Origin of the sequence: Streptomyces sp. NPDC007991 (assembly GCF_042958445.1) — a bacterium.
GTDB lineage: Bacteria > Actinomycetota > Actinomycetes > Streptomycetales > Streptomycetaceae > Streptomyces.
This window is the reverse complement of the sequence record NZ_JBIBJD010000007.1, coordinates 214621-239786: the sequence shown is the minus strand read 5'-3', so window position 1 is coordinate 239786 and position 25166 is coordinate 214621. Positions and strand designations below refer to the sequence as shown.

The following is a 25166-nucleotide window of genomic DNA, read 5'->3' as shown; positions in this document are numbered from 1 at the left end:
AGGCGGTCGGTGACCGGAGCGGTGGTGGCGGAGGGCCTGTGGACGTGGGCGCCCGGCCGGGGCCTGGCCCCGGCCGAGGGCCGGTCGGCCGGGGGGCGGCTGCTCGTCGCGGACTCGTGGCTGGTGCGCGAGGGCCGGGTGCGGGCGTACGACCGGCACCGGGAGCGGTTCGCGCGGGCCTGCGGCGACTGCGGCGGGCCGGATCCGCGCCGGCTCGTCGCGTTCTGGCAGGACGTGACGGCCCTGCTGCCGCGCACGGGTGCGTGGTTCCCCCGGGTGGAACTCGCGGCGGGCTCCCTGGAGTTGCGGCTGCTGCTGCGGCCCGCTCCGCCGCTGGGCACGGGGGTGCGCCTGTGGGCGGCGGGCCAGTCCGATCCGCGGACCGTGCCCCGTCGTAAGGGCCCGGACCTGGACGCCCTGGCCCGGGTGCGGCGCCGGGCGGCCGGCGAGGGCGCCCAGGAGGCGGTGCTGATCGCGCCCTCGGGCACGGTGCTGGAGTCGGCCACGGCCAGCGTGCTGTGGTGGGAGGACGACACCCTGTGCCTGCCGCCGCCCCGGCTGCCCGTCCTGCCGGGGGTGACGTCCGGGCTGGTCCAGGAGCGGGCGCTGCGGTCCGGGATCCGGATCGCGCTCCGGGAGCGGACCGTGGCCGAGCTGGACGGCCGTGAGGTGTGGCTGGTGAACGCGCTGCACGGGATCCGGCCCGTGACGGGCTGGGTCGGCCGCCCGATGCGGGTGCCTGCGGCGCGGCGGGCCGGGGAATGGCGGAACTGGCTGGACGGCCTCATGGAGCCGCTGCCGGCCGATTGAGCCGAGGAAATGACGACGCCGGGTCGAATTCGACCCGGCGTGTTTTCCGCTGGCTGCTTCAATTCTTTTTTTCAGCTCTTCGGCGCCATACGCGTCGCAATCGCGAGCCGGTTGTACGCGTTGATGACCGTGGCCGACCAGATGAGCGCCGCGATCTGGTTCTCGTCGAAGACCCCGGCCGCCTCGGCGTACACCGCGTCCGGGACGTGGCCGTCGTGGACGAGCGTCACCGCCTCGGTCAACGCCAGTGCCGCACGCTCGCGTTCGGTGAAGAACGGCGTCTCCCGCCAGGCGTTCAGGGCGTAGATGCGCTGCTCGGCCTCGCCCCGGCCGCGGGCGTCCCTGGTGTGCATGTCGATGCAGAACGCGCAGCCGTTGATCTGCGAGGCACGGATCCTGACCAGTTCCAGCAGTTCCGGTTCGAGTTTGGCGTCCTGGGCCGCGGAAACGGCTGCGGCATGCAGGGAGCCCATGGCGGCGGAGACGTCGGGCGTTATTTTCTTCAGGGCCACGCGGGACCGGGAAATGCTTTCGCTCATGGGGTGACCATATCCGTTGGGCGGCATTCCCGAGGGCAATTCGAGCGATTATCCGGGCAGTACCGTGCACAGCGCGTCCAGCGCCCCGGACCACGCGTGGTCCGGGGGTGTCCCGTAGCCGACGACGAGGGCGTCGGGCGGCTCGGCGAGCGCGGCGGCGTGCCGGTAGCGGGTGAGTCCGTGGAGCGCGAGTCCCCGCCAGTGCGCCGCCTGCACCACCGGCTGCTCGGTGCCGGGCGGCAGCCGCAGCAGGACGTGCAGCCCGGCCGCGATACCGGTGACGCGGGCCTCGGGGGCCCGGTCCGCGACGGCGGTGACCAGGGCGTCGCGGCGGCGCCGGTAGCGCAGGCGGGTCGCCCGGACATGGCGGTCGTATGCCCCGGTGCCGAGGAACTCGGCCAGGGTCAGCTGGTCCAGCACCCCGCAGGTGTCGATCCCGCCCTTGGCCGCGGCGGTCTCCCGCACGAGGCCCGGCGGCAGCACCATCCAGGCCAGCCGCAGCCCGGGGGCCAGGGACTTGCTCGCGGTGCCCAGGTAGACCACCCGGTCGGGGTCCAGGCCCTGGAGCGCGCCCACGGGCTGACGGTCGTAGCGGAACTCGCCGTCGTAGTCGTCCTCCAGCACCAGGCCGCCGGTGCGGCGGGCCCAGTCCACGACGGCCGCGCGCCGGTCGCGGTGCAGGGGGAGACCCATGGGGAACTGGTGGGCGGGGGTGAGGAGGACCGCGTCGGCACCGGACAGGTCACCGGGGTCGGTGCCCAGCCGGTCGAAGGGCAGCGGGACGGTGCGCAGACCGGCCCCGGCCAGGAGTTTCCAGTGCACATCGAGCCCGTAGGACTCGACGGCGACCGTCCGTGCGCCGCGCGCCCGCAGCGCCGTGCCGAGCAGCCGCAGGCCGTGCCCGAACCCGGAGCACACCACGATCCGTTCGGGGTCGGCGCGTACGCCCCGGGCCCGGGAGAGGTAGCCGGCGAGCGCGGCCCGCAGCTCGGGGCGGCCCCGGGGGTCGCCGTAGTCCAGCGCGTCGCAGGGGGCGGCGGTGAGGGCGCGGCGGGCCGCCTTGAGCCACTGTGCGCGCGGGAAGGACGCGAGGTCGGGGCTGCCGGGGCGCAGGTCGTAGGCGGGCCGGGTGTGTTCGCGGGGGTGGGGCGCCGTGCCGGCCGGCGGCACCACCGTCCGCTGCGCGACCCGGGTTCCCGAGCCCTGCCGGGCGCTGAGCCAGCCCTCGGCGACCAGGTCGGCGTAGGCGTCGGCGACCGTGTTGCGGGCGATGCCCAGGTCGGCGGCGAGCGCGCGGGAGGAGGGCAGCCGGGTGCCGGGGGCCAGCCGGCCGGAGCGCACCGCCTCGCGCAGGGCGTCGGTCAGCCCCCGGCGCAGGCCCGGGCCGGTCGGCTCCAGATGCAGGTCGATGCCCAGAGTGGCCCACTGATCCGCCATGGAAATGGACCATACCCCTGGGCTGCTTTCCTTCTAGGGTCGAGGGCATGACGACGCACAGCGATGACCCGACCGGTTCGACGACCGTGGAGTACGCCGCCGAGCAGCCCGCCCGCCTGGAGTGGGCCAAGCACGCGCCGGAGGTCTACAAGGCCATGATCCGGCTCGACACGGCCGCCCGGCAGGGCCTGGACCACAAGCTGTACGAGCTGGTGAAGATCCGCGCCTCGCAGATCAACCACTGCGCCTTCTGCATCGACATGCACACCAAGGACGCCCTCGCGTCGGGCGAGAGCGTCGAGCGGATCGTGCAGCTCAGCGCCTGGGACGAGTCGCGGCACTTCTACACCGCGAAGGAGCTCGCGGCCCTGGAGCTGACGGAGGCCGTGACGGTGTTGACGGACGGTTTCGTGCCGGACGCGGTGTACGAGAACGCCGCGAAGCACTTCGGGGAGGCCGAGCTGTCGCAGCTGATCGCCGCGATCACGGTGATCAACGCCTGGAACCGGTTCGGGGTGACCTGCCGGATGACGCCGGGGCACTACCAGCCGGGGCAGTACAAGTGACGGCCCGGACCAGGCTGTTGGATCCGGCGGTGGGCCGGGCCATGTCCGCGCTCAGCAAGGCCGCCAAGCAGGGCCTGGGCGACCCGGCCCTCGCCGAACTCGTGGTGATCCGCGCCTCGCAGCTCAACCACTGCGCGTTCTGCCTCGACATGCACCTCGCGCTGGCCCGCGAGCACGGCGTGAGCGAGAAGCAGCTCGATCTGCTGGCGGCCTGGGAAGAGGCCGGGGACGTCTTCGACGAGCGGGAGCGGGCCGCGCTCGCGCTGACGGAGGCGGTGACGGTGTTGACGGACGGTTTTGTGCCGGACGAGGTGTACGAGCGGGCCGCGAAGCACTTCGACGAGGTCCGGCTGGCCCATCTGATCGCTCTGGTCGTCGCCATCAACAACTGGAACCGGGTGATGGTCGGTCGCCGGATTCCGCCAGGGGGTTACACGCCATGAGCAAGGCCGATGTGTTCCGCGCGCTCCATCAGCACCGGGCGCCGGGCGATCCCCTCGTGCTGCCCGGGCCGTGGGACGCGGCCAGCGCCCGGGTCTTCGCCGAGGCCGGGTTCCCGGCGCTGGCCACGCCCAGTGCCGGGGTCGCCGCCTCCCTCGGCTACGAGGACGGGCAGGTCCCGGCCGACGAGATGTTCGCGGCGGTCGCCCGGATCATCCGGGCCGTGGACGTGCCGGTGTCGGCGGACGTGGAGGGCGGGTACGGGCTCGCGCCGAGGGAGCTCGTGGAGCGGCTGCTGGAGGCCGGGGCGGTGGGCTGCAACCTGGAGGACTCCGAGGACGGGGTGCTGAAGGACCCCCGTGCGCACGCCGACTGGCTGGCCGAGGTGCGTCAGGCGGCCGGCGACCGGCTCTTCGTCAACGCGCGCGTGGACACCTTCGCCTGCGGGGTCGCCGATCCCGAACGGGCCCTTGAGCGGGCCGCGTTGTACGTCGCCGCAGGCGCCGACTGCGTCTACCCGATCGAGGCCCCGCCTCAGCTGCTGCCGCTGCTGCGGGCCGGCATCCAGGGGCCGATCAACATCGGTGCCGTGCCGGGCGAGGGCCCCTCGCCCGCCGAACTCGGCGCGCGAGGGGCCACCCGGATCACCTTCGGGCCGGGGCTCCAGCGGCGGGCCGCCCGCGCGCTGCGGGAGATCGCCGCCGACCTGCGGCCGTAGGGACGGTCAGGACAGCCACTTCTTCCACGTGGACTTGTGGCTGTCCACCCACTTCTTCGCCGCGTCCTCCGGCGTCATCTTCTTGTCGGCGATCATCAGGGAGACCTCGTTCTGGTCCTCGGTCGTCCACTTGAACTTCTTCAGGAAGGCCGCCGCCTTGCCGCCGTTCTTCGCGAAGCCCGAGTTCAGGTACTTCTGCAGCGGCGTGTGCGGATAGGCGCAGGCGACCTTCTCCGGGTCGGCGTCGCAGCCCTCCTTGTACGGCGGCAGCTTCACCTCGGTCATGGGGACCTTCTTGAACAGCCACTGCGGCGAGTACCAGTAGGTGAGGAAGGGCTTCTTCTCCTTGGCGAACTGCCGCATCTGCGTGATCTGCGCGGCCTCGGACCCGGCGAACACCACCTGGTAGTCCAGCTTCAGGTTCTTCACCAGCGCCTTGTCGTTGGTGACGTAGGACGGCGAACCGTCCATCAGCTGGCCCTTGTCGCCGCTCTCCGGGGTGCGGAACAAGTGGGAGTACTTGTTGAGGTTCTTCCAGTTCGTGATGTCCGGGTGCTGCTTGGCGAGGTACGTCGGGACGAACCAGCCGATGTGGCCGGTGACGCCGAGTTCACCGCCGGCGGCGATGGTCTTCTTGTCCTTGACGTACCGCTGCTCCTGCTCGGGGTGGCCCCAGTCCTCCAGGATCGCGTCGACGCGGCCCTGGCTCAGGGCGTCCCAGGCGGGCACCTCGTCGACCTGGACGGTGTCGACGCGGTAGCCCAGCTCGTGCTCCAGGATGTACTGGGCGACGGCCACGTTGGCCTGGGCACCCACCCAGGACTGCACGGACAGGGTCACGGTCTTGGCGCCCTGCGCATTGGCGAAGGGCGAGGCCTGCTTGGTCATGTCGGCGGCACCGCAGCCGGTGAGCAGCGCCAGGGAGCTCACCGCGGCGACCGCGGCGGAGGTACGGAATCGCATGTCACGCTCCCTTCTTCGCGCGGCGTTCGGTGGGCTGGGTCACCCGGTCGAGCATCAGGCCGAGGCAGACGATCGCCGCGCCGGCCACCAGACCGGTCGCCAGATCGCCCTGGGCGAGGCCGAAGACGACGTCGTAGCCGAGGGCGCCGCCGCCGACCAGGCCGCCGATGACGACGACGGCGAGGACCAGGACCAGGCCCTGGTTGACGGCGAGCAGCAGGGCCGGGCGGGCCAGCGGGAGCTGGACCTGCCGCAGTTGCTGCCAGCTGGTCGCGCCGAGCGAGCCGGAGGCCTCCAGCGCGGCCGGGTCGACCTGGCGCAGGCCCTGGGTGGTGATCCGGACGACGGCCGGGAGCGCGTACACGATCGCGGCGGCGACGGCCGGGGCGCGGCCGACGCCGAACAGGGCGACGACCGGGATCAGGTACACGAACTGCGGCATCGTCTGGAAGACGTCCAGGACCGGGCGCAGCAGCCGCTCCAGACGGTCGCTGCGGGCCGCCGCGATGCCGGTGGCGAAGCCGACGACGAGGGTGACGACGACGGCCGCGAGGACCTGCGACAGGGTGTCGAGGGACGGCTTCCAGACGCCGAGCGCGCCGATCGCGGCCATGGCGAGGACGGCGGTCAGCGCGGTGCGCCAGGTGCCGATCACCCAGGCCAGCGCGGCGACGATCAGCAGGACCGACCACCAGGGCAGCCACTGCAGGCCGTCACGCATCGGGTCGAGGACCCAGGTGGTGAAGTGGCCGGCCCAGTCGGCGGTGCCGCCGATCACGGGGACACCCGAGTAGAGGTGCGCGGTCATCCAGTCGACCACGCGGTTGACGGGCTCGGCGATGCCGACGACCCAGGAGTCGGGCCAGTCGAGCCGGCCCGCGAGACGCCCGGCGACCGCCACGGCGACGACACCGGCCAGGGCGAGGAGCCAGCCGAGCCCGCGCCGGGGCTCCGGTTCGGCGCCGAGCCGCTCCCCCGCCGCGCCGGTGACGCGGTCCAGGACGACGGCCAGCAGCACGATCGGGATACCGGCGGCGAGCGCGGCGCCCACGTCGACCGAGGCCAGCGCCTGGTAGACGCGGTCACCGAGACCGCCCGCACCGATGACGGCCGCGATGACGGCCATGGACAGCGCCATCATGATCGCCTGGTTGACGCCGAGGAGGAGTTCCTTGCGGGCCAGCGGGAGACGGGCGGTCAGCAGCCGCTGGCGTGCGGTGGAACCGAGTGACTGGACCGCCTCCAGCACCTCCTTGTCGGCGCCGCGCAGCCCGAGCGAGGTGAGCCGGGCCATGGGCGGGGCGGCGTAGATGACGGTGGCCAGGACGGCCGCCGGGACGCCGATACCGAAGATCAGCACGACCGGCAGCAGGTAGGCGAAGGCCGGGAGTACCTGCATGGTGTCCAGGACGGGGCGCAGGACGCGGTCCATCCGGTCGGACAGCCCGGCGGCGAGCCCGAGCAGCAGGCCCACCACGACCGACGCGACGACCGCGACGACCATCAGGGCGAGCGTCTGCATGGTCGGCACCCACATGCCGAGCAGGCCGCAGGCCAGGAACGCGGTGCCCGTGCCGAGGGCGAGCCGCACGCCCGCGACGCGCCAGGCGACCAGCGCGCCCAGGGCCGTGACGCCCGCCCAGCCGATGGCGAGGAGCGTGAGGTAGACGGCCCGTACGGCGATGACGACGACGTTGCTGACGTGGCCGAGGAAGTACAGGAACAGCGGGTGGCTGTCGCGGTTGTCGATGATCCAGTCGCTGGCCTTGGCGAGCGGCTCGGAGAAGTCGACGGTCAGGGCGCTCGGCCAGGTGCCGCTCGCCCAGCGGGCGTTCGCCAGCGGGACGAGGATCGCCGCCGCGACGGCCAGGAAGACAAGCTTGCGGACAGCGGGGCGCTTGAGGATGCCGGGCAGGCCCACACGGGGCGGGGATGCGGTGATGGTCGCCATCACACCGCCTCCTTGGGCTGCTCGGTCCCCGGCGGGGCGGGCTGCTCCGTACCGGCGACGACGCCGAGCAGGGTGTCGGAGTCGACCACGCCCACGCAGCGGCCCTTGTCCATGACACGGGCCGGTGCGCCGGCGCGGGCGACCGCCTCGATGGCCTCGGAGACCGTCGCCTCGGGCCGGACCGCCGGTCCGCTGCCGTCCTGGTCCGCCGTGGGGCGGCGCATGGCCGTACGGACGGTCATGACCTGCTCGCGCGGGACGTCCCGGACGAACTCGCGGACGTAGTCGTCGGCGGGCGAGCCCACGATCTCCTCGGGCGTGCCGAGCTGGACGACCCGGCCGTCGCGCATCAGGGCGATGCGGTCGCCCAGCTTCAGGGCCTCCTGGAGGTCGTGGGTGATGAAGACCATGGTGCGGCCCTCCTCGTGGTGCAGCCGGACCACTTCTTCCTGCATCTCACGCCGAATGAGGGGGTCGAGCGCGCTGAACGGCTCGTCGAACAGCAGGACTTCGGGGTCGACGGCGAGCGCGCGGGCGAGGCCGACGCGCTGCCGCTGGCCGCCGGAGAGCTGGCCGGGGCGGCGGTGCTCCATGCCTTCCAGGCCGACCTTGGCGACGACCTCGGCGGCCCGCTCACGCCGCTCGGCCTTGCCCATGCCCTGGATCTCCAGGCCGTAGGCGACGTTGTCGATGACCGTGCGGTGCGGCAGCAGGCCGAAGTGCTGGAAGACCATGGCGGCGCGGTGGCGGCGCAGTTCGCGCAGCCGGGAGCGGTCCATGGCGCGGACGTCCTCGCCGTCGATGGCGATGGTGCCCGCCGTCGGCTCGATCAGCCGGGTCAGACAGCGCACCAGCGTGGACTTGCCGGAGCCGGACAGGCCCATGACGACGAAGACCTCGCCCTTGCGCACGTCGAAGCTGACGTCCCGGACGGCGGCCGTGCAGCCGGTGCGCTCGCGCAGCTCGGCGAGGTCGAGGGCGGTGAGCTCGGGGTCGGCGGGAACGCGGTCGGCCTTGGGGCCGAACACCTTCCACAGGCCCTCCACCGAGAAGACGGGGGTCGTGTCCATGGTCTGCTCCGTGGGGGGTTCGAGGGTCGAGGTCACTTGGCACCACCACCGATCAGCTCGGCGGCACGCTCCCCGACCATGAGCACGCCGATCATCGGGTTCACGGTGGTCATGGTGGGGAACACGGAGGCGTCGGCGATGCGGATGCCCTCCAGGCCGCGGATGCGCAGCTCGGGGTCGACGACGGCCAGCCGGTCGTCGGCGTCGCCCATCTTGCAGGTGCCTGCGGGGTGGTAGACGGTGTGGGCGACCTTGCGGGCGTACTCGCCGAGCTCCTCGTCGCCGGTGACGTCCGGGCCGGGGGCCACCTCGCGCTTGAGCCAGCCGGCCAGCGGTTCGGTCTTGGCGATCTCGCGGGCGATCTTGATGCCGTCGACGAGGGTGCGGCCGTCGTAGTCGTCCTCGTCGGTGAAGTAGCGGAAGTCCAGGGCGGGCTTGACCTCGGGGTCGGCGCTCGTCAGGTAGAGCCGGCCGCGACTCTTGGGCTTGGGGATGTTCGGGGTCATCGAGACGCCGAACTCCGGCCGCCGGTAGCCCAGTCGCTCCGGGTTGTCCGTGAACGGGATCTGGTAGAAGTGGAACATCAGGTCGGGGTGCGGCAGTTCGGGGTCGCGGCGCACGAACAGGCCCGCGTCCGAGTCCATCGCGGAGTTCTCCGGGATGGGGCCGTTGGTCTCCCAGACGATGACCGACTCGGGGTGGTCGAGCAGGTTCTCGCCGACACCCGGCAGGTCGTGCGTGACGGGGATGCCGAGCCTCTCCAGATCCGCCTTCGGGCCGATGCCGGAGTGCATCAGCAGCCGGGGCGAGTCGACGGCGCCGGCACAGAGCAGGACCTCGTTACGGGCCTTGACGAGGATCTCCTCGCCGTCCTTGGTGCGCACGTGCACGCCCTCGGCGCGGTCGCCGTCCAGCTCCAGCTTGTACGCCCAGGTCTCCAGCAGGATCGTGAGGTTGGGGCGCTCGTCCATCACCGGGTGCAGATACGCCACCGACGCCGAGGACCGCTTGTTGTTCTCGGGGTGGTAGGCGAGGTCGAAGAAGCCGACGCCCTCGGTGAACGGCTTCTGGTTGAAGCCCTCCACGCGCGGCACGCCCAGCGCCTCCTGGGCCGCGTCGACGAAGTCGCGGGCGATGGCGTTCCGGTCCTGCTCGTCGACCGGGACGATGTTGTTGAGCAGGCGCGCGAAGTACGCCTCCATCTGCACCGCGCCCCAGCCCTTGGCGCCCGCGGCCTCCCACTCGTCCCAGTCGGCGGGCAGCGGCTTGAACGCGATCAGCGTGTTGTGCGAGGAACAGCCGCCGAGGACCCGGGCCCGGCTGTGCCGGATGTGCGAATTTCCGCGTGGCTGCTCGGTGGTGGGGTAGTCGTAGTCGAGCTCGCCGCCCAGCAGGCCCATCCAGCGGCGCAGGGTCAGCACGTCGTCGCGGCCGACGTCGCTGGGGCCGCCCTCGATGACGGCGACGGAGACGTCGGGGTTCTCGGTCAGGCGGGAGGCAATGACGGAACCGGCTGTTCCGCCGCCTATCACGACATAGTCGTACTCGTGGTTGTGGGACATGGCGTGCTTGCTCCAGAGGGGATGAACCAGAGGGGACGAAGGGACCGGGCTCGGAGGGTGAGGCGTGGGGAGGTCAGCCCGCGAACCAGCGCACCGGCTCGGGTGCGAGGTTCTGGTAGACGTGCTTGGTCTCGCGGTACTCGGCGAGGCCGGCCGGGCCGAGTTCGCGGCCCACTCCGCTCTTGCCGAAACCGCCCCATTCCGCCTGCGGCAGGTAGGGGTGGAAGTCGTTGATCCAGATCGTGCCGTGCCGCAGCCGGCCGGCCACGCGCCGGGCGCGGCCCGCGTCAAAGGTCCAGACGCCGCCCGCGAGACCGTACTCGGTGTCGTTGGCGAGGGTGACGGCCTCGTCCTCGGTGCGGAAGGTCTCGACGGTGAGGACCGGCCCGAAGACCTCCTCCCGTACGACGCGCATCTCGCGGTGGCAGTGGTCGAGGACGGTCGGCTCGTAGAAGTAGCCGTTCTTCGGGCGCTGCGGGGAGGGGTCGGGCCGCTTGCCGCCGGAGCGCAGCACGGCGCCCTCCTTCAGGGCGGACTCGACGTACCTCTCGACCTTGGCGCGCTGCTGCTCGGAGACCAGCGGGCCGCACTCGACGCCGGCCTCGGTGCCGCGGCCGAGGCGGATCTTCTCGGCCCTGCGGGCGAGTTCGGCGACGAAGCGGTCCCGCACGGACTCCTCGATGATGAGGCGGGCGCCGGCCGAGCAGACCTGGCCGCTGTGGATGAACGCGGCGTTGAGGGCCTGGTCGACGGCGGTGTCGAAGCCCTCGTCGGTGGCGCAGGCGTCGGCGAAGACGACGTTGGGGTTCTTGCCGCCGAGTTCGAGGGCGACCTTCTTCACGGTCGGCGCGGCGGCCTGGGCCACCTTGGTGCCGCTGATCAGGCCGCCGGTGAAGGAGACCAGGTCGACGTCGGGGTGCTCGGAGAGGCGGGCGCCGACCGAATGCCCCGGCCCGGTCACGATGTTGGCGACCCCGGCGGGCAGTCCGGCCTCGACGAGCAGCTCGATCAGCGCGATGGTGGTCATCGGGGTGATCTCGCTCGGCTTGATGACGAAGGTGTTCCCGGCGGCCAGCGCCGGGGCGATCTTCCAGCTGGCCTGGAGCAGCGGGTAGTTCCAGGGCGTGATCATCGAGCAGACGCCGATGGGCTCGTGCACGACGACGCTGTGGATGTCGGGCGAGCCGGCGTCCACGACCCGGCCGGGTGACTCGCCGGCGACCAGGTCGGCGAAGTAGCGGAAGGCGCGGGCGACGTCGTCGATGTCGACGCGGCCCTCCTCGACGGTCTTGCCGGCGTCGCGGCTCTCCAGCAGCCCGAGCCGCTCGCGGTCGCGCTCAAGCAGGTCGGCGACGCGCCGCAGCAGCGCGGCCCGCTCGCCGACGGGCGTGCGCGGCCACTCCCCCTCGTCGAAGGCGCGCCGGGCGGCGGCTATCGCCAGATCGGTGTCCTTCTCGTCGCCCTCCGCGACCACGGCGAACGGCAGGGCGTCCGCGGGGTCGAGGATCTCGCGCGTGGCGCCGGAGACGGCCGCACGCCATTCCCCTCCCGCGTGGATGGTGCTGCGCGCCTGCAGTTCGTTGCTTTCCGCCATGATCGCTTTCGCCTTCCGTTCCTGATCAGCGCCCCTGTGTCACACATGTGTCACTAAGAGACCGAGTGCGCCTGCCCCTCTCCCCCGGATGCATGCACGATCCGTGGCCGAAAGTGCGCTGTGTCACTGGAGATGCGGGCAATCAGGGGCAAATCAGGCATGGAACGAGGTCGATAGCGTGACGGGAGTCCCACCGAGTTCGGCGAGCGCCTCGTCCACCGGCCCGTACGGCTTCCCCCGCCGGGAGACGGTCAGGTGATCGGCCCCCAGGGCGAACCGCTCGGGCGTCAACTCGCCCTCCAGCAGCGGATGCCCGGCCCGGACGACCCCCGGCATCCGGTCCTCGTAAGCGACTCCTCCCGCACCTCCGGCGCCACCACGCGGCGGTGGTCGCCGGGTACGGGGGCTCCCGGAAGGGCGCCGGACAGCCCGCAGGCCCCGCACCGGATGGAACCGGTACGGGGCCTGCGCGCGAACGGGGAGGGGCTCCGGTCAGATGAGGCCGAGACCGCGGACCGCCTCGCGCTCCTCCTCGAGCTCCTTGACGGAGGCGTCGATCCGGGCGCGGGAGAACTCGTTGATCTCCAGGCCCTGGACGATCTCGTACTTACCGTCCTTGCAGGTGACCGGGAAGGAGGAGATCAGACCCTCCGGGACGCCGTACGAACCGTCCGACGGAATCCCCATCGAAACCCAGTCGCCGTCGGCCGTGCCGTTGACCCAGCTGTACACGTGGTCGATCGCGGCGTTGGCGGCCGACGCGGCCGAGGACGCGCCACGGGCCTCGATGATCGCGGCACCGCGCTTGGCGACGGTCGGGATGAAGTCCTCGGCCAGCCACTTCTCGTCGCTCACGACCTCCGCGGCGTTCTTGCCGGCGACCGTGGCGTGGAAGATGTCCGGGTACTGGGTGGCGGAGTGGTTGCCCCAGATCGTGAGCCGCTTGATGTCGGCGACCGTGGAGCCGGTCTTCTTCGCGAGCTGGGTCAGGGCGCGGTTGTGGTCCAGGCGGGTCATGGCCGTGAACCGCTCGGCGGGTACGTCCGGCGCGGCGGCCTGGGCGATGAGCGCGTTGGTGTTGGCCGGGTTGCCGACGACGAGGACCTTGACGTCGTCCGCGGCGTGGTCGTTGATGGCCTTGCCCTGCGGCTTGAAGATGCCGCCGTTGGCCTCCAGCAGGTCGCCGCGCTCCATGCCCTTGGTGCGGGGGCGGGCGCCGACGAGCAGGCCCACGTTCGTGCCGTCGAAGGCGACGTTCGGGTCGTCCGTGATGTCGATGCCCTCCAGGAGCGGGAACGCGCAGTCGTCCAGCTCCATGGCCGTGCCCTCCGCGGCCTTCAGGGCGGGCGTGATCTCCAGCAGGCGCAGCTTCACCGGCACGTCCGCGCCGAGCAGCTGACCGGAGGCGATGCGGAAGAGCAGGGCGTAACCGATCTGGCCGGCCGCGCCGGTGACGGTGACGTTCACGGGAGTGCGGGTCATGGCGTTCTCCGTATGACAGCTGGCGGTGGGGCGTCCCTGCCCCGGACGTTTGATCGATCTCTTGGCGTCAAGAGATCGATCCAGCGGTCAGGCTATCGCGCATCCGGGATCCCGCACGGCCGGGTCGGTGTGGCCCACCCCACAACCCACCCGACACCCGTACAAAAAGGCGGCCGCCCGTCCGGGAGAGGAGGACGAAGGCGGCCGCCGGGGGGAACCGACCAAGCCGGACTCCCGTGGGGGTACGGTTCGCGTGCCCCGGATTCCCCCACCCATGCCCGCCTCGCGGAAATTCCTCCCGCGGGGCACTCCGCGGTGTGCCGGGCACTCACCGGCTCAGCGGACCTCCGACCCCAAGTCAGGCACCCGCCACCCAGAACGGCACCGGAACCCGGCCCGGCCCAAAGCCCGGCACACCCTCCGGGCGGGGCTCAAGTCCGGGCCACCCCGGCCAAGTGCTCGACCACACCCGGCGCGAGGCACCCGCCGCATGCCGGGCACCCGCCAGCCCGGCACCCGCCGAGCACAGGCCAACCCGCCGCGCGCACCGCACCCCGCCTCCGAGCCCGTCCAGAAGCCACCCGCCCCGCGCGGGACAAGACACCCGCGTGCCAGGCGCCGGCCGGACCCCAGCCCCGGCCGGGAAGCCGGCCCGCACGCAGGAGCAGCGCTCCCCGGGCGCTGCGGCCAGGCCACTGGGCCCCACCCGGCACGAGGTGCCCCGCGCCACACCCCCGCCGGGTGCAGGCGGCGGCTGCCCCTTACTTCGTGCAGCCCTGCTCGCCGGAGGCCAGGGTGGCGCAGGCCTTCGCGTCGGTGGCGCTCTTGACGGAGACCATCGGGGTGTAGGCGATCGTGTCGCCCGTGGCCGTGATGCTCCCGGTGTGCTTCGCCTTGCCCGCGCTGACCTGGACCTCGTCTCCCTGGGCCGCCTGGGTGATCCGGCCCCAGGCCGCCTTGCAGGTCTCGCTGTAGCGGACCTCGACGACGGTCGCGCCGACGGTCGCGGTCTGGGCCGTGGTCACCAGGTCACCACTGCACCCCATGTTCTCCGCGTCCTTGCCGTCGCAACCGTCGCCGCTGCACTTCACGCCGGGCGGCAGATCCTGGTTCGTGGCGCTCGGCGTGGGCGACTTGGTGCCGCCCTTGGCCTCGTCGTCGCCACCGCCACCGGTGAGGTAGAAGGCGCCGGCGATCACCACGAGCACGCCCACGACACCCGCGAGGAACATCCCCGTCCGCCGCTTGGCGGCAGAGCTGCCGGAGCCCCCCGGCCCGCCGGAGCCGCCCGGGCCGCCGGAACCACCCGCGCCCGCCGGGACGGCGTCCCGCGGCGGTGTGCCGTACGCGTCCGGCCCGACGCCCGGCATCCGGGTCGTTCCCGGGCCCGGGCCGGGCGTGGCGCCGGTTGCCGTGCCGGTGGTGCGCCCACGACTCTGGGACGGGCCCTGGTACCCGGCGACGCCCCACGAGTTGACCCCGGCCCCGCCGCTGCCGGTGGAGTCCTGCACCTCGGGCGCCGTCGGCTGCGGCGGCACGGTCGGGGCCACGCCCGCCGGGCCCGCGATCCCCGGCGTCACCGTGGCGCTGCCGCTTCTGCGGGTCGTACCGCCACCGCCCGCGGCGGCCGTCCTGCCGTCGTCCTTGGCGCCGGCCGAGGGGCTCCCGAAGTCCTGCCCGCCGAACTCGCCCAGCGCGGCGCGCGCCTGGGAGATCCGGATGGCCTCCATCGTCATGTCGTGCCGCATCTCCGAGCGGCTCCAGGCACGCTCGGCGAGCTCCCACATGGTGGTGAGGTGCACCGGGTTGGTCCCGGTGACCTCGGCCAGCGCCACGATCGCGCCCTTGGGCGCGAGCAGCCGGCCGTTCAGATAGCGCTCCCACGACGTCTTGCTGTAACCCGTGCGGTCCGCCACCGACGCGATGCTCAGACCACTGCGGTCCACGAGCCTGCGCAGCTGGCTGGTGAACTCCCTGATCTGCGGATCGAGTTCATCCGGCAAGGCCCTCCAACGAGGCATTGCTTCCCCCCTCTTCCCCCCGGTAGTGCTGTTCTGTCCCGCGCGCTGTTCGCCCCCGCCCGCCCGCGGCATCGGCCGAGTCCCCGTTCTGGCTACCCACAGGGATGCGCTCACCCAGGATCTCAGTTCCCTGACCGGGGGCGCACAGGAGCACAGGACCCGCGCGCGATACACCCTGGACCGTCCCGATTGTCCGTACCGACCCCGTGCTTGCACCACTTCATACCGAATCTCCCGGCGGACGTACCGGAACCGTCACTTCCGTGCCACAGCGCACTGACAGCCGTTGAACAGGCCGTTCGCCGTGCAGGAGGGTGAGCCGTGGCGGCGGCCCGTCCTTCCTCGGGGGAGAGGACGGACCGCCGCCGCGTCACTCGCTGGTGACCGTGAAGTGCAGCGTGTCCTTCAGGAACGGGATCTGCAGCCAGGGATCCGGCTGCGCCATCATCGCCAGCAGGGCGATCGCCAGACCCATGACGCCGTACGTGACGATGTCCGTGAACCGGGAGCGGACGGCGAGCATGCCGACGTCCGGCAGCAGCCAGCGCAGCGCGCCACCGCCCAGCAGGGCGATGCCGATCAGCAGCGTCCCGAGCCGGAACTGCCCGAACGCGGTCACCAGCAGCCCGAGCCCGACCAGCCCCAGCACGGCGAGGACGGGCCACTGCCGCGCCGGCGCGAACGTGTCCCCGGGCGCGGCCCGGCCACCGCCCTCGGGCCGCGCGGTGTCCTTGGTGAACAGCGGAAACCTCCGGGTGACCCGCCGCGGCCGCCCCTCGGCATCGGGGGCACTGACGGGATCCCGCACGGTGAGATCGCCGTCCGCGTCGCGCACCGCGGCATCGGTGTCACCATCGACCACACCAGGCGCGTCCGGCTCACCACGCACGGCCTGCGCGCTCTCCACGCTCCCGGCCTCCGAGGCGCTCCGCGCACTGTCCGCGCTCCCCGCGTCGCGTTCAGCCGACACTGCGCTCCGCCGCCTCGACCACGTTGACGAGCAGCTGGGCGCGGGTCATCGGGCCGACTCCGCCGGGGTTCGGGGAGATCCAGCCGGCGACCTCGGCCACGCCCGGGTGGACGTCGCCCACGATCTTGCCCTCGGCGCTGCGGGAGACACCGACGTCGAGGACGGCCGCGCCCGGCTTGACGTCCTCGGGGCGGATCAGATGGGCGGATCCGGCCGCGGCGACGATGATGTCCGCGCGCTTGAGGTGCGCCGACAGATCACGCGTGCCGGTGTGGCACTGGGTCACGGTCGCGTTCTCGCTGCGCCGGGTCAGCAGCAGCGGCATCGGCCGGCCGATGGTCACGCCCCGGCCGACCACCACGACCTCCGCGCCCTTGATCTCCACGCCGTAGCGGCGGAGCAGGGTGAGGACACCGTTGGGGGTGCAGGGCAGCGGGGCCGGCTCGTTCAGGACCAGCCGGCCGAGGTTCATCGGGTGCAGGCCGTCCGCGTCCTTGTCCGGGTCCATCAGTTCCAGGATGCGGTTCTCGTCGATGCCCTTGGGCAGCGGCAGCTGCACGATGTAACCCGTGCAGGCCGGGTCCTCGTTCAGCTCGCGGACGACCGCCTCGATCTCCTCCTGCGTCGCCGTGGCCGGCAGCTCGCGCTGGATGGAGGCGATGCCGACCTGCGCACAGTCACGGTGCTTGCCGGCGACGTACTTCTGGCTGCCGGGGTCGTCCCCGACCAGGATCGTGCCGAGGCCGGGCGTGACGCCCTTCTCCTTCAGCGCCGCCACGCGGGCGGTCAGATCGGACTTGATCGCGGCTGCGGTGGCCTTGCCATCGAGAATCTGGGCGGTCATGGCCCCATCCTCGCGGATGACCCGCCCACGGTTCCAATCCGGCCGCAATACGGGCACCGCGGGGTCCCTCCTCCCGTATCCGCTCATGATCAGTGATGTTGCACTTGCACAACACATCGGGAATGCGGCTGGACAAGCCCGTCCGTGGTGAAGAACGATGACCTGACAAGTGCCGCGGGCAGCTCAACGGGGGGACGGTCGCTGTCTGAAGAACTCTCCTCCGTGCGAATGCCACGCGTCGTCCCCGCACTCGGACCAACGGAGGAAAGCCCCCATGAGCTACGGCGACCCGAACAATCCCTACGGCGCTCCCCAGGGGCAGCCGCAGCAGCCGCAGCAGGGCTACGGCTACCCGCAGCAGCAGGGGCAGGCGCCCGGGTACGGCTATCCGCAGGCCCCTCCGGTGTCCCAGTACGGCGGTCCCGCCGCGCCGACGACGATGCCCGGATCCGTGGGCGCGGCCCGCGTGATGATGTGGGTCATCGTCGGCCTCCAGGTCATCGGTGTGGGCTTCTTCGCCTTCGCCGCCGCGGCCCTCAACGCCGCGAAGGACGACGAGTCCCTCAAGGAGAACACCGCCTTCCAGGACCTGGTCGGCCAGTCGACCGGCGTGATCTGGGGTTACGTCGTGTTCGGCCTGGCCTGGCTGGTGTTCGCGGCCGTCCTGGCGACGAAGTTCAAGAACGGCGGCAACGGCGCCCGCGTCACCATCCTGGTCTTCGCCATCATCACCGCCGTCCTCGGCATCTACCCGTTCATCCTCGTGGGCCTGGTGCACACCGTCCTGGCCATCCTGGTCGCGGTGTTCGTCGGCAATGCCAACGGCAAGGCCTGGTTCAACCGCCCCCGTTACTGAACGGACCCCGGCGGGCGGACCAGTTCGCGCCAATCACAACCAAGGGCCGTGTCTCACCCGTTCGAGGGGGGCACGGCCCTGGTGCGTCGCCCTAGTCTGACGTCCATAGCTGTCAGGCACGGGAGAGCACCTTGTACAGCATCATCGTGGTACCTCCGCCGACCACGGAGGACGAGCGAAACCCCGGACAGATCAGACTCGCGCCCGGCGAACGCCTCACGTTCGGCCGGTCCGCGCAGGGCAACGACCTGCGCATCACCCACGACGGAGTCTCCCGCCGGGCCGGTGAGATCACCGCGCAGGGCGCCTTCTGGATCCTCAGCAACCTCAGCCGCGAACAGACCTACGTGGTGGAGAACCCGGAGGGCGCGGGCGAACACGTCAAGATCGCGCCCGGGCGGCTGGACGCGCCGATCCCCTTCGAGTTCTCCCGGATCGTGCTGCCCGCCGCCGGCGACCTGCTGGCGCTGCAGGTGTGGGCGCCGCGCCACGACTACCTGAGCGGCACGGGCGGCCTGGACGGCGCCACGACCGCACCGGCCTTCTCCCTCGACCGCACCAAGCGCTACTTCGCGGTCCTGGCCGCCCTGTGCGAACCGCGCCTGCGCGGCGCCCCGCACGCCCCGCTGCCCACCATCGACCAGGTCGCCGACCGGCTGCGCCCCACCTGGCCGGCCGCGTCCCGCACCTCCGTGCAGTGGAACATCGACTACCTCGCTGTGAAACTGCGCCTCAAGCCGGGCCCGGAGAGCGCGGACACCGGCCCGCGGCTCAACGGCAAGAAGGAGTCCCTGGTCTCGCTGGCGCTCCGGTTCGACCTGGTCCGCGAGGACGATCTGGCCGTCCTGGCAGGCCCGTCGCCGGGCCGGGTGACCCGGTGAGCGAGCCCTACGCCGTCGCGGTGCCGAAGGGCTACCGGGTCGGCGTCTGGGAGGTGCGCGAGCCCCTGGCGACCGGCGCCTTTGGCAGCGTGTACGCGGCCAGGCGCACCGGAGAGAGCACGCGGCTGCCCCCGACGGCCGCCCTGAAGTTCCTGCCCACGGGCACGGCCACGCCCCGCCGGCTGACCCATCTGCGGGAGCTGATCGAGCGGGAGGTCGAGCTGTACCGGCGGCTGAAGCAGCCGCGCCTGGTGCGGATGTACGAGACGCTGACGGTCGACGACCCGGACCGGCCGGAGCTGGACGGCGCCACCGTGCTCGTCCTGGAGCGGGCCAGGGGCTCCCTGTCCGCCCTGCTCACCGCGCAGCCCCGGCCCGAGGCCGGTCCCGCGCTGCTCGCGCAGATCTGCGAGGGCCTGGCCCAGCTGCACGGCGCCGGCTGGGTGCACGGCGACCTGAAGCCGGCCAACGTGCTGCTGATGGACGACGCTTCGGTCCGCCTCGCCGACTTCAACATGGCAGCCGAGCTGGAGGGCACCCACGCCTACACCCCGGCGTTCTCCACCCCCGACTACACCCCGCCGGAGCTCCTGTGGACCGAGATCGGCGAACGGGGCCGCAGGATCCGCCCGTCGGCCGACGTCTGGGCCTTCGGCGTCCTCGCGCACCTCGTCCTCACCGGCTCCTTCCCGCTGCCCGGCGCGACTCCGGCAGCCCGCCGCGACGCGGCCGCCGCCTACGCCCGCGGCATCGACGAGCTGCGTCTGTCGCCCGAACTGCCCGACGACTGGCGGCAGATCATCTCCGCCTGCCTCACCCGCACCCACCGGGACCGCATCTCCGGCGAGACCCTGCTCGGCCGCGTCCGGGCCGCCGTCGGCACCGGCCACCGTTCCTTCCGCCTGCCCCGCCTGCGCCCGGTCCACCGCCGCTCGCGCCGCATCGCGGTCCTGGCGGCCGGTGCCGCCGTCGCCGCCCTCGGCTACGGCATCACCACCTGGGCCGGTCCCGGCGACGAGGGCGGGAGCAAGTCCGGCGAGACCCGCAAGGTGACCCCCGCCGACTACGGCGCCTCCGAACTGCGCACCGACAAGGGCGTCCCCGTCGCCTACCGGCGGCTCATCGTCGACTCGGCCCACGACTGCGTCCAGCCGGAGATCACCCCGGCGCTCATCGCCGCGATGCTGAAGGTCGAGAGCGACTTCGACCCCGATCTGTCCGACCCGGACGCGGGCGAGGAGGGCGAGTACGGAATCGCCCGCTGGACCCCGAGCATCCTGCGCTGGTGGATCCGCGCCGACGGCGTCCCCGCCAAGGAAACTCCGAGGCCCCCGCTCACCCCCGCCGAGTCCATCCCGGCCATGGCCCGCTATCTGTGCTTCGCCGAACCGCGCCTGGAGGCCGGGCTGCGCGGCGACCGCCGGGTGCTGGTCGCCGCCGCGTACCGGACGTCGTACAAGAGCGTGAACGACGCGGGCGGCGTTCCCCCGAAGTACCACGACTACGCCGACCGCGTCGCCCACTACCTCAAGGAGTACACCCCGGCCGCGAAGAAGTGACCCTCAGAGTTCACAGGTACTCCCGGGGCGCCGGGCACGTCAGGCCGACGGGCCCGCTCGGGTACCGTTTCCCGCATCGCTGCCAGGACCACGGCCGGGGGATCCATGTCAGACGCCGCCTTCGCACAGACCGGTTGCGTGCCGCTGCGGCCCGCCGATCCGGTGCGGGTCGGACCGTACGTACCGCTGGGGCTGCTCGGCAGCGGCGGTATGGGCCGGGTCTATCTGGCGCGGCACGGGGACGGGACGCCCGGGCTCGCCGCGGTGAAGGTCATCCGGCCCGAGTACGCCGAGAACGTGCCCTTCCGGCGGCGGTTCGAGCGGGAGGCCACCGTGCACGCGCGCGTGGGCGCGCCCTACACACCCGAGTTGCTGGGCACGGGCTTCGAGCCGGACAGCGAGCTGCTGTGGATGGCGACCGTGTACTTACCCGGTCTCAACCTGGCGGAGGCGGTGCGGGATTGCGGTGTCCTGCCACCGCAGGACGCCTGGTGGCTGGTGGCCGATCTCGGGCGGGCGCTCGGCGCGCTGGCCGCGACCGGGATCGTGCACCGGGACCTCAAGCCCTCCAACGTTCTCCTGACCGGGCAGGGCGCGCACGTCGTCGACTTCGGCATCGCCAAGGCCGTCGACGCCAGCGCGATCACCACGACCGGCAACCGCGTCGGCACCCCCGCCTTCATGTCCCCCGAGTACCTCAGGGACGGCCGCTGCGACACGGCCTCCGACGTGTTCTGTTTCGCGAGCACGGTCGTCCACGCGGTCACGGGGCACGCCCCCTTCGGCGACGGCACCGGAGTGGACGTCCTGCACCGCATCGCCTCGGAGGAGCCGAACGCGAAGGTCATGTCCGAGGTGCGGACGGCCGACCCGGGCCTGGCCGACCTCCTCTCGGCATGCCTCGCCAAGGACCCGGACCTGCGCCCCGGCCCCCGGGACCTGGTCGACGCGGCCTCGGCCCGGCCCCGGTCCGCCTCCTGGCAGGAGCCGCTGGGCAGCCGCGTCCTGACCCGGCAGCAGGCGTACGAGGCGTTGAGGGACAGTCCGTTACCGCCGCCGCGGGTGCGGCCGGCGGTGGCTGCGATGCCTGGGTTCGCGCCGCCCGGAGCGCCGCCCTTACCGGGCGTACCGGCCTCGGGGCAGCCGGGCTTCGGGCCGCCGGAAGCGGGGAGTACGCCGGAGGCGACACCGGCGGCCGGACCTCCCGCCCGGCGGCGGCTGAAACCTTACGCCGTCCTCGCCGCCGTACTCACCGTGTGCGCCCTCGCCCTGACGGCCTTTCTGGCCACCCGCCCTTCGTCGGCAGGCGACAGCGGCTCCGCCGCCCCCACCGTCCGTGCGTCCGGCGACGGTGACGACCGGACGTCCCTGCCGGGCTTCGACCGCCCGGGCTCCCCCACCTCGTCCAGGCACCTCCCTCAGAGCGGCGGGACGACGCCGGGCCCTTCGCCCAGCCCCTCGGGCGACGAGGCCGAGGCGGACCCCCGCACCACCGCCCCCGCTCCCCCGCCGGAGACGACGCCCCGGCCCTCGGCCACGCGACCGCCGAAGACGCCGACCACCCCGGCCAGGCCCCCGTGGCTCACCGACTGCACCTACTACTCCGGCACCGAACTCACCCGCCGCGGCGACAGCGGCCAGCGCGTCGTCCAGGTGCAGTGCATGCTGGCCAAGCGCGGCTACGACGTGGGCGGCGCGGGCGTGGACGGCCAGTTCGGCAAGGGCACCGCCACGGCGGTACGCGGCTTCCAGCGCGCCAAGGGGCTCGACCCCGACGGCAAGGTCGGCCCCCGGACGTGGGCGGCGCTGCGCTCCTCGACCTGAAAAAGGGAACTGCCTCGCGCAGCGGGAAATGTGAGGATGTCCGCACCGGGCCCAGGCACCCGCCTGGCACCACCCGGCCTCACCAACTCCCTTTCCCGTTAGGAAGGTTCACGCATGAGACCCACCCGCGGTGCCCTGATCGTCGCCGCCGCCCTGGCGCCGGCCCTCCTGCTCACCACCCCGGCCCTCGCCGCCGGCCCGGCCCCGGCGGTCCCCGCCGTGACCGCCGCCGCGGTGACGGACGGCACGCCGGTGGACGAGATGTCGGAGGACGACCTGCGGGTCGCGATCGCCCGCATCATCGCCGACGAGGACAGCGGCCGAGGTGTCATCAGAGAGGCCAACGAGGCCCTCGACGGCACCGTGGAGGACATGCGGGAGTTCCTGAAGACGGGCTACCGCCTCGCCCAGGCCGAGGACGACCGCGTCGCCATCGCCCGCATCCTGGCCGACCCGGACTCCGGCCGGGGCGTCAAGCGGGAAGCCCGCAAGGCACTCGACGTGAACACCCCGGAGGCCCTGCGCGCCTTCCTGGAGACCGGCTACCGCCTCGCCCAGGCCGAGGACGACCGCGTCGCCATCGCCCGCATCCTGGCCGACCCGACCATCAGCGCGGCGCTGAGGGCCGCCGCCGAGGAGGCCATCGACGGCACGCCGGAGGAGCTGCGGTACTTCCTGGAGGTCGGGCAGTACGAGGTCGACGGCTGAGCCGTACGGGGAGCGGGCCGGCGTCGATCGCCGGCCCGCTCGCCCCGTCAGTGGAAGAAGTGCCGCGTCCCGGTGAAGTACATCGTGATGCCGGCCTTCTGCGCGGCCTCGACGACCAGTTCGTCACGGACGGAACCGCCGGGCTGCACGATGGCCCTGACCCCGGCGGCGGCCAGGACGTCGATGTTGTCGGGGAACGGGAAGAACGCGTCCGACGCGACGTACGCGCCCCGGGCCCGCTCGGCCCCGGCCCGCTCCACCGCCAGCTTGCAGGAGTCGACCCGGTTGACCTGGCCCATGCCGACGCCCACCGAGGCACCGTCCTTGGCGAGCAGGATCGCGTTGGACTTCACCGCGCGGCAGGCCTTCCAGGCGAAGGCGAGCTGCTTGAGCTCGTCGGCGTCCAGCGCCTCGCCGGTCGCCGGCGTCCAGTTGGCCGGGTCGTCGCCGTCGGCCTGGAGCCGGTCGGTCACCTGGAGCAGCGCGCCGCCGTCGATGGGCTTGACCTCGACCGGGGCCGAGGGTCCGTCGGGGCAGCGCAGCACGCGGATGTTCTTCTTCTTGGTGAGGGCCTCCAGCGCGCCGTCCTCGTAGTCCGGCGCGACGATGACCTCGGTGAAGATCTCCGCGACCTGCTCGGCCATCTCCTTGCTGACCGGGCGGTTGACCGCGATCACGCCGCCGAACGCCGACAGCGGGTCACAGGCGTGCGCCTTGCGGTGCGCCTCGGCGACGTCCGCGCCCACCGCGATACCGCAGGGGTTGGCGTGCTTGATGATCGCGACGCAGGGCTCGGCGTGGTCGTACGCGGCACGGCGGGCGGCATCCGTGTCCGTGTAGTTGTTGTACGACATCTCCTTGCCGTGCAGCTGCTCGGCCTCGGCGAGGCCGCCGGTGCGTGAGACGTACAGGGCGGCGGGCTGGTGCGGGTTCTCGCCGTAGCGCAGGGTGTGCTCGCGCTCCCAGGTGGCGCCGAGGAAGTCGGGGAACTGCGACTCGTCGACGGGCGCGTAGGAGGAGGCGAACCACGTGGCGACGGCGACGTCGTAGGCGGCCGTGTGCTGGAAGGCCTCGGCGGCGAGCCGCTTGCGGGTGGCGAGGTCGAAGCCGCCGTCGTGCACGGCGGACAGGACGTCGGCGTAGCGGGCCGGGCTGGTGACGACCGCGACGGACGGGTGGTTCTTGGCGGCGGCCCGGACCATCGAAGGCCCGCCGATGTCGATCTGCTCCACGCACTCGTCGGACGAGGCCCCGGAGGCGACGGTTTCGCGGAACGGGTACAGGTTGACGACGACGAGGTCGAACGGCTCGACACCCAGCTCGGCGAGCTGCCGCCGGTGGTCCTCCAGGCGCAGGTCGGCGAGGATGCCGGCGTGCACGCGCGGGTGCAGCGTCTTGACGCGGCCGTCCAGGCACTCGGGGAAGCCGGTGAGCTCCTCGACCTTGGTGACGGGGACGCCGGCAGCGGCGATCTTCGCAGCGGTGGAGCCGGTGGAGACGAGCTCGACCCCGGCCTCGTGGAGCCCGCGCGCGAGCTCCTCCAGCCCGGTCTTGTCGTAGACGCTGACGAGCGCCCGGCGAAGGGGCCGCTTGTTGCTCTCGGCGGTCACTGGATAACTACCTTTCGTCCCTCAATGCGATAGCCGTTGCGGGCGAGCCGCCCCACGACCTCGACGAGCAGCCTTCGCTCGACTTCCTTGATGCGCTCGTGCAGAGCGCCCTCGTCGTCCTCGTCCCGGACCTCGACCACGCCCTGGGCGATGATCGGGCCGGTGTCGACGCCGTCGTCGACGAAGTGGACGGTGCAGCCGGTGACCTTGGCGCCGTACGCGAGCGCGTCCCGCACGCCGTGGGACCCCGGGAAACTGGGCAGCAGGGCGGGGTGCGTGTTGACGAACCGCCCGCCGAACCGGGCCAGGAACTCCTTGCCGACGATCTTCATGAACCCGGCGGAGACGACGAGGTCGGGTTCGAAGGCCGCGACGGCCTCGGCGAGGGCGGCGTCCCACTCCTCGCGGCTGCCGTGGTCCCTGACCTTGCGCACGAAGGTCGGCAGTCCGGCGCGCTCGGCGCGGGCCAGCCCCTCGATGCCCTCACGGTCGGCGCCGACGGCCACGATCTCGGCCCCGTACGCCTGCGCGCCGGCGGCGTCGATCTCGTCGAGCAGCGCCTGAAGGTTGGTACCGGATCCGGAGACCAGCACGACGAGGCGCTTGGCGCGCGGGGCCACGGGCTTGGCGGCCACGGTGGGGGCCTTTCTCGAAGGGAGCGTCTGTCCAGGCGGCCGGCCTTGGCGTTTGTACATTCATACGAATGCTTCGGGCCCCCGGATACGGGGAAGCCTACGAACCGGCCGACCGTCAGCAACGA

The 25166-nt window shown here is 72.4% G+C and carries 22 protein-coding genes and 1 pseudogene; 9 read left to right on the top strand and 14 right to left on the bottom strand.

Going from position 1 to position 25166, the window contains the following annotated elements:
* Positions 1-9: 9 nt before the first annotated feature.
* The gene (locus ACFZDA_RS21720; protein WP_391083815.1) at positions 10-810 is read left to right on the top strand and encodes an aminotransferase class IV; all 801 of its coding nucleotides are present in this window, start codon (positions 10-12) and stop codon (positions 808-810) included.
* A 71-nt stretch (positions 811-881) separates the two neighbouring features.
* Here ACFZDA_RS21720 and ACFZDA_RS21715 read toward each other — a convergent pair whose 3' ends face one another.
* Positions 882-1349 (bottom strand): carboxymuconolactone decarboxylase family protein, encoded by a 468-nt coding sequence (locus ACFZDA_RS21715; protein WP_391083812.1) that lies wholly within the window; start codon positions 1347-1349, stop codon positions 882-884.
* Between the two features lie 48 nt (positions 1350-1397).
* Positions 1398-2786 (bottom strand): aminotransferase class I/II-fold pyridoxal phosphate-dependent enzyme, encoded by a 1389-nt coding sequence (locus ACFZDA_RS21710; protein WP_391083809.1) that lies wholly within the window; start codon positions 2784-2786, stop codon positions 1398-1400.
* A 47-nt stretch (positions 2787-2833) separates the two neighbouring features.
* Here ACFZDA_RS21710 and ACFZDA_RS21705 point away from each other — a divergent pair, with 47 nt between their 5' ends.
* From ACFZDA_RS21705 to ACFZDA_RS21695, 3 genes are read left to right on the top strand one after another with little or no spacing between them, the layout of a single operon-like run.
* Positions 2834-3352, top strand: a complete 519-nt coding sequence (locus ACFZDA_RS21705) for a carboxymuconolactone decarboxylase family protein (RefSeq protein ID WP_391083806.1) — start codon at positions 2834-2836, stop codon at positions 3350-3352.
* Positions 3349-3795 (top strand): carboxymuconolactone decarboxylase family protein, encoded by a 447-nt coding sequence (locus ACFZDA_RS21700; protein WP_391083803.1) that lies wholly within the window; start codon positions 3349-3351, stop codon positions 3793-3795. The genes ACFZDA_RS21705 and ACFZDA_RS21700 overlap by 4 nt, the downstream gene beginning before the upstream one ends.
* The gene (locus ACFZDA_RS21695) at positions 3792-4511 is read left to right on the top strand and encodes an isocitrate lyase/phosphoenolpyruvate mutase family protein (RefSeq protein WP_391083800.1); all 720 of its coding nucleotides are present in this window, start codon (positions 3792-3794) and stop codon (positions 4509-4511) included. Before ACFZDA_RS21700 ends, ACFZDA_RS21695 begins: the two co-directional genes overlap by 4 nt.
* A 6-nt stretch (positions 4512-4517) precedes the next feature.
* Here the strand turns inward: ACFZDA_RS21695 and ACFZDA_RS21690 are convergent, their stop codons facing one another.
* From ACFZDA_RS21690 to ACFZDA_RS21645, 10 genes and pseudogenes are all read right to left on the bottom strand, one after another.
* Positions 4518-5474, bottom strand: a complete 957-nt coding sequence (locus ACFZDA_RS21690; protein WP_391083797.1) for a glycine betaine ABC transporter substrate-binding protein — start codon at positions 5472-5474, stop codon at positions 4518-4520.
* Between the two features lies 1 nt (position 5475).
* Positions 5476-7425 (bottom strand): ABC transporter permease subunit, encoded by a 1950-nt coding sequence (locus ACFZDA_RS21685; RefSeq protein WP_391083795.1) that lies wholly within the window; start codon positions 7423-7425, stop codon positions 5476-5478.
* Complete coding sequence (locus tag ACFZDA_RS21680; protein ID WP_391083792.1) at positions 7425-8495, bottom strand: betaine/proline/choline family ABC transporter ATP-binding protein; 1071 nt, start codon at positions 8493-8495, stop codon at positions 7425-7427. The genes ACFZDA_RS21685 and ACFZDA_RS21680 overlap by 1 nt, the downstream gene beginning before the upstream one ends.
* Before the next feature lie 32 nt (positions 8496-8527).
* Positions 8528-10057, bottom strand: coding sequence for a GMC oxidoreductase (locus ACFZDA_RS21675; protein WP_391083789.1), 1530 nt, complete (start codon positions 10055-10057; stop codon positions 8528-8530).
* Positions 10058-10130: 73 nt separating this feature from the next.
* Positions 10131-11651 (bottom strand): aldehyde dehydrogenase family protein, encoded by a 1521-nt coding sequence (locus ACFZDA_RS21670; protein ID WP_391083786.1) that lies wholly within the window; start codon positions 11649-11651, stop codon positions 10131-10133.
* Positions 11652-11843: 192 nt separating this feature from the next.
* Positions 11844-12025: pseudogene (locus ACFZDA_RS21665) on the bottom strand (LysR family transcriptional regulator); the annotation flags it as partial.
* A gap of 118 nt (positions 12026-12143) precedes the next feature.
* Positions 12144-13133 carry a malate dehydrogenase gene (locus ACFZDA_RS21660; RefSeq protein WP_391083783.1) on the bottom strand — a complete coding sequence of 330 codons (990 nt, stop codon included), beginning with the start codon at positions 13131-13133 and terminating at the stop codon, positions 12144-12146.
* Between the two features lie 761 nt (positions 13134-13894).
* Positions 13895-15136: a DUF2690 domain-containing protein gene (locus tag ACFZDA_RS21655; protein ID WP_391083780.1), complete on the bottom strand. Its 1242-nt coding sequence runs from the start codon at positions 15134-15136 to the stop codon at positions 13895-13897.
* 388 nt (positions 15137-15524) lie between these two features.
* Complete coding sequence (locus tag ACFZDA_RS21650) at positions 15525-15989, bottom strand: DUF3017 domain-containing protein (RefSeq protein ID WP_391084582.1); 465 nt, start codon at positions 15987-15989, stop codon at positions 15525-15527.
* A gap of 124 nt (positions 15990-16113) precedes the next feature.
* Complete coding sequence (locus tag ACFZDA_RS21645) at positions 16114-16968, bottom strand: bifunctional methylenetetrahydrofolate dehydrogenase/methenyltetrahydrofolate cyclohydrolase (protein WP_391083777.1); 855 nt, start codon at positions 16966-16968, stop codon at positions 16114-16116.
* A 274-nt stretch (positions 16969-17242) separates the two neighbouring features.
* Here ACFZDA_RS21645 and ACFZDA_RS21640 point away from each other — a divergent pair, with 274 nt between their 5' ends.
* The 5 genes from ACFZDA_RS21640 to ACFZDA_RS21620 all read left to right on the top strand — a co-directional run bounded on the left by ACFZDA_RS21640 (position 17243) and on the right by ACFZDA_RS21620 (position 22796).
* A complete protein-coding gene (locus tag ACFZDA_RS21640) occupies positions 17243-17824 on the top strand; it encodes a hypothetical protein (protein ID WP_391083774.1) in 582 nt (193 codons plus the stop codon).
* A gap of 131 nt (positions 17825-17955) precedes the next feature.
* Positions 17956-18705 (top strand): FHA domain-containing protein, encoded by a 750-nt coding sequence (locus ACFZDA_RS21635; protein ID WP_391083772.1) that lies wholly within the window; start codon positions 17956-17958, stop codon positions 18703-18705.
* Positions 18702-20264, top strand: coding sequence for a protein kinase (locus ACFZDA_RS21630; protein WP_391083769.1), 1563 nt, complete (start codon positions 18702-18704; stop codon positions 20262-20264). Before ACFZDA_RS21635 ends, ACFZDA_RS21630 begins: the two co-directional genes overlap by 4 nt.
* A gap of 105 nt (positions 20265-20369) precedes the next feature.
* On the top strand, positions 20370-22088 hold the full coding sequence (locus ACFZDA_RS21625) for a protein kinase (RefSeq protein ID WP_391083766.1): 1719 nt from the start codon (positions 20370-20372) through the stop codon (positions 22086-22088).
* Between the two features lie 114 nt (positions 22089-22202).
* Positions 22203-22796, top strand: a complete 594-nt coding sequence (locus ACFZDA_RS21620; protein WP_391083763.1) for an ALF repeat-containing protein — start codon at positions 22203-22205, stop codon at positions 22794-22796.
* Between the two features lie 47 nt (positions 22797-22843).
* On the opposite strand, the gene purH is transcribed toward ACFZDA_RS21620, so the two are convergent.
* Complete coding sequence (purH, locus tag ACFZDA_RS21615) at positions 22844-24406, bottom strand: bifunctional phosphoribosylaminoimidazolecarboxamide formyltransferase/IMP cyclohydrolase (RefSeq protein WP_391083760.1); 1563 nt, start codon at positions 24404-24406, stop codon at positions 22844-22846.
* Positions 24403-25041, bottom strand: a complete 639-nt coding sequence (gene purN / locus ACFZDA_RS21610) for a phosphoribosylglycinamide formyltransferase (protein ID WP_391083757.1) — start codon at positions 25039-25041, stop codon at positions 24403-24405. Before purN ends, purH begins: the two co-directional genes overlap by 4 nt.
* Positions 25042-25166: the final 125 nt, after the last annotated feature.